This is a genomic window from Leisingera sp. F5, from assembly GCF_001593695.1.
In genome coordinates, this window is record NZ_LUKH01000179.1 from 1 (window position 1) to 4,242 (window position 4,242).

At 59.6% G+C, this 4,242-nt stretch carries 6 protein-coding genes; all 6 read left to right on the top strand.

Features of this window, described 5'->3' with window-relative positions; translation table 11 throughout:
- On the top strand, positions 1-1,037 hold a 1,037-nt coding region (gene alr, locus A2I95_RS26765; protein ID WP_291734798.1), incomplete at its 5' end, for an alanine racemase.
- Complete coding sequence (locus tag A2I95_RS26770; protein ID WP_027258479.1) at positions 1,034-1,816, top strand: ABC transporter permease; 783 nt, start codon at positions 1,034-1,036, stop codon at positions 1,814-1,816. The genes alr and A2I95_RS26770, both read left to right, overlap by 4 nt.
- A gap of 107 nt (positions 1,817-1,923) precedes the next feature.
- Complete coding sequence (locus tag A2I95_RS26775) at positions 1,924-2,271, top strand: hypothetical protein (protein WP_291734800.1); 348 nt, start codon at positions 1,924-1,926, stop codon at positions 2,269-2,271.
- Complete coding sequence (locus A2I95_RS26780) at positions 2,264-3,010, top strand: ABC transporter ATP-binding protein (RefSeq protein ID WP_291734802.1); 747 nt, start codon at positions 2,264-2,266, stop codon at positions 3,008-3,010. Before A2I95_RS26775 ends, A2I95_RS26780 begins: the two co-directional genes overlap by 8 nt.
- Complete coding sequence (locus A2I95_RS26785; RefSeq protein WP_291734804.1) at positions 3,007-3,609, top strand: hypothetical protein; 603 nt, start codon at positions 3,007-3,009, stop codon at positions 3,607-3,609. Before A2I95_RS26780 ends, A2I95_RS26785 begins: the two co-directional genes overlap by 4 nt.
- Positions 3,606-4,058, top strand: a complete 453-nt coding sequence (locus A2I95_RS26790) for a paraquat-inducible protein A (protein WP_291734806.1) — start codon at positions 3,606-3,608, stop codon at positions 4,056-4,058. The genes A2I95_RS26785 and A2I95_RS26790 overlap by 4 nt, the downstream gene beginning before the upstream one ends.
- Positions 4,059-4,242: the final 184 nt, after the last annotated feature.

Consider the following 4,242-nt stretch of genomic DNA (forward strand, 5'->3'; position numbering starts at 1 on the left):
TGAGCACGGCAAGATTGACAATCAACCTGGATGCGCTGGTCACCAACTGGCGGAATCTGGATGCGCTGACCACCTGCGAAACCGCAGCCGTGGTCAAGGCGAACGGCTATGGCCTGGATGCAGGCCGCGTCGGCAAGGCGCTGGCCAAGGCAGGTGTGCGCAATTTCTTTGTGGCAGCTGCCGAGGAAGGCGGCGCGCTGCGCCGCGCGCTTGGCCCCGGCCCCGGGATTTCAGTGTTTTCCGGCCATATGGCGGGCGACACCAAACTGTTGAAGGATTTCCACCTGACGCCGATGCTGAATTCGCTGGATCAGATGCTGCGCCATTTCGAGGCTCTGCCGGGCCACCCGTTCGGGGTGCAGCTCGACAGCGGCATGAACCGGCTGGGGATGGAGCATGGCGAATGGGCCGCGGTGGCGGAGATTGCCCTGGGCCAGAACCCGGTGCTGCTGATGTCGCATCTGGCCTGCGCTGATGAGCCGGGCCACGCGATGAATGTGCAGCAGCTGCAAACCTTCCGCGATATGACCGACGGGCTGGAAATCCCCCGCTCGCTGGCCGCGACCGGCGGCATGCTGCTGGGTCCCGATTACCATTTCGATCTCTGCCGCCCCGGTATCGGCCTGTACGGCGGGCTGCCGTTCAAGGACGCGGTGCCGGTGGTGCAGCTGGATCTGCCGGTCATTCAGCTGCGCGATCTGGAGCCGGGTGAAACTGCCGGGTATGGCAACAGCTGGTCCGCCCAGCGCCCCAGCCGCATTGCCACCGTGGCCGCGGGTTATGCCGATGGCTTGCACCGGGCGATGGGCAATGGCGGCATTCGGGTCTTTGCCGGGACAATCCCCTGCCCCGTGGTAGGCCGGGTCTCGATGGATCTTATCACAGTGGATGTAACGGACTTGGCCGAGGTGCCGGATGCGCTGACGATCCTCAATGAACAGCAGACCGTGGACTCCCTGGCCGATGCGGCGGGCACCATTGGTTATGAGATCCTGACGTCCACCGGCCACCGCTATGCACGGACATACCAGGGATGAACCCGATTGCCTTTCTGGCCCGGTTGGGCCGCACCGCTTTGGCCGGGCTGTCTGCTGTGGGCCGCGCCGCATTGTTTGCGCTGCGGGCGTTCAGCCATATGGTCCGCCCGCCCTATTACCCGCGCGAATTCCTGCAAGCCCTGTTGAACATCGGCTGGCTGTCGCTGCCCGTCGTGGGCCTGACCGCAATTTTCACTGGCGGCGCGCTGGCGCTGCAAATCTACGCCGGCGGCGCGCGCTTTAATGCCGAGGCCGTAGTGCCGCAGATCGTCGCCATCGGCATGGTGCGTGAGCTGGGACCGGTACTGGTCGGGCTGATGATCGCGGCCCGCGTAACTTCCTCCATTGCAGCCGAGATCGCCACCATGAAGGTGACCGAGCAGATCGACGCGCTGGTGACACTCTCCACACATCCGATGAAATACCTGGTGGCGCCGCGGGTACTGGCGGCGCTGATTACAGTGCCGGTACTGGTCGGCGTCGGCGACATCATCGGCATCATGGGTGGCTATACGGTTGCGGTGCAGAACCTTGGCTTCAACTCCGCGGCCTACCTCAAGAACACCGTCGACTTCCTGGAGCCGCTCGACATCATCTCCTCGCTGACCAAGGGGGCTGCCTTTGGCACCATCGCGGCGATGATGGGCTGCTATTACGGCATGCAATCGGGCCGCGGCGCTCAGGGTGTGGGCCGCGCCACCAAGGGATCGGTGGAATCCGCCGCGGTGCTGATCCTGGCCGCCAACTTTGTCCTGACAGGGGTGTTTTTCTCGCTATGATCCGGGCATGCGGGACACTCACCTTAGCAGTCGTTCTGGCTGGCTGTGCCCAGCCGGAATACCGAATTGTGCGAGATAGTACATTTAGCTCAAAAGCTGCAGCAGGAGTGAACGACACCCATCTCCAGTCCGTTGCCTTTGATAAGTTGCGCGGTTTCACTCGTTCTCAAGCCATTTCCTTCCTAATGGAAGATGGCTTTCGCTGCACAAACGCAACCTGCACGTATGTCGATGATTACAAGCGCAGCACTGCGGAAATCTGGTTTGGCCTCATCCCGCCCGGAGAGAAAGTGCTTGATGACCGGTATGCCTCTAAAATCACATATCAGGTCCAAATTCTCAGCGATCCCGTTCAACGCCTTGAAGATGTCAGCGCGGATTTTCGCTGGGAACGAGGAAAAGTGCCATGGCATCGCAGCCCCCGCCCCTCGGATTTTGAGGTGATCAATGATTAGAATGGAAAACGTCCGCAAATCCTTTGGCGACAATGCTGTGCTGAACGGCATGAACCTGGAGATCCCCAAGGGCACCTCGATGGTGATCATCGGCGGCTCCGGAACCGGCAAATCGGTGGCACTGAAAAGCGTGCTGGGCCTGATCACCCCGGACTCAGGCGAGATCTATGTCGATGGCAGGCCGTCCGGATCGGGCGACCGCGACAAGTTCCTGGCGCGCTTCGGGATGCTGTTTCAGGGCGGTGCGCTGTTTGATTCACTGCCGGTCTGGCAGAATGTGGCCTTCCGCCTGCTGCGCGGCGCGCTGAAGCGCCCGGCCGATGAGGCCCGCGAAATAGCCATTGAAAAACTGCGCCGGGTGGGTTTGAAGGCCAATGTCGCCGATCGCCTGCCTGCGGAGCTGTCAGGGGGCATGCAGAAACGGGTTGGGCTGGCCCGCGCGATTGCGGCGGAGCCCGAGATCATCTTTTTCGATGAGCCGACCACCGGCCTGGACCCGATCATGTCCGGCGTCATCAACGACCTGATCCGCGAGATTGTGGTGGAGATGGGTGCAACCGCAATGACCATCACCCACGACATGACCTCGGTCCGGGCTATTGCCGACAATGTGGCGATGCTGCACGGCGGGGTGATCCAATGGACCGGGCCCGTTGGGGATATGGACCAGTCGGGCGATCCATACATGGAGCAATTCATCCACGGCCGCGCGGAGGGGCCGATTGAGGCGGTTCGGTGACAACACAGGAGCGGATACATCAATGTTGGGAATGGTATGAAATAGCCCGCTCCTATTTTATTGCCGCGACTAGAATTCATGGAAAAGACAAAACATTCTTGTATGTGCACGATCTCGATTTGATTGAGCGCATCATTCGGTTGCATCCACTTACACAATTGCTGGGCCTGTCCTACGAGCAAACATTCAAGGCGATGAGGCTTCTCTTTCAACAGAAAGAAAAACCTCCATTTGGTCACGACCTTGAAGATCTTTATCAGAAAGTTCCCAAGCGAAAGTTCCGACTAGACGCTTTGGACTTACGAATAGCTGAACTTTGCCCGTCAATGCCACTACCTTCAAAAGTTGAAGCTCTTTATAAGGTGCAAAACGGAAACCAAGAGGACTGGTTCAAGTTCCGGACACAGCTCTCAGCCCTCAACAGCTACTATTTCAAGTTTCCAAATGATGGAGCGAAAGAAGGGTTTCGAGCAAGGTACCCCTCTGGAAACGACACCTATAAGGAGTTTTGCGTTGAGGCATTGTTCGCTGCATTGGACGAAGCTCAAAAACAACTCCGCTCGGCCATTGAAAGTGAGGAAGCAGAGCTAGTGCCATGACCCTCCGCCTCCTCACCCTGTTGCTGCTGTTTCTCTACCCCGTCGCCTGGTTTGCGCCGCTGATGCGGGCAGGGTTGCTGCCAATCTTCGGTCTCAGCGAAATCTCAGTGCTCACCGGGCTGCAATCCTTGTGGGGCAGTGATGCAGCGCTGGCGCTGATCGTGACGTTTTTTGCGATCTTTGCGCCCTACCTCAAGACCATCGGCCTGGCGCTGGTGCAATGGGACCTGCTGGATACACGGGTGCAGCCGGTCCTGCATGTGCTGGGCAAATTGGCGATGGCCGATGTTTTCCTGATCGCGCTCTACATCACACTGGCCAAAGGGATCGGCCTTGCCACCATCGAGACCGCCTGGGGCCTGTACCTGTTCACGGCTTGCATCCTGGCCTCGCTGGCGCTGGGGATGCTCACTGAACGCACTGCAAAGATTAGCAAAACTCCGGACTGAAAGCTTGATCCGGCGCTGAACCGCTCCATTTCGTAGAGCCGAACACCTGTATCGCAGGGGTCCGGCACGCTGCGCCCGGTTGACGGGTGTCCCCCGCAGCCCGCCACCCCCGCATCTGTTGCATTGCTGCTGGAGGGGGACCTATGTCCGGCGTTCAATCGATCCTGTTCACTGCCCAGACCGC

Coding starts and splice junctions, on each gene's coding strand:
- A2I95_RS26770 (WP_027258479.1), top strand. CDS start 1,034: ATGAACCCGATTGCCTTTCTGGCCCGGTTGGGCCGCACCGCTTTGGCC.
- A2I95_RS26780 (WP_291734802.1), top strand. CDS start 2,264: ATGATTAGAATGGAAAACGTCCGCAAATCCTTTGGCGACAATGCTGTG.
- A2I95_RS26790 (WP_291734806.1), top strand. CDS start 3,606: ATGACCCTCCGCCTCCTCACCCTGTTGCTGCTGTTTCTCTACCCCGTC.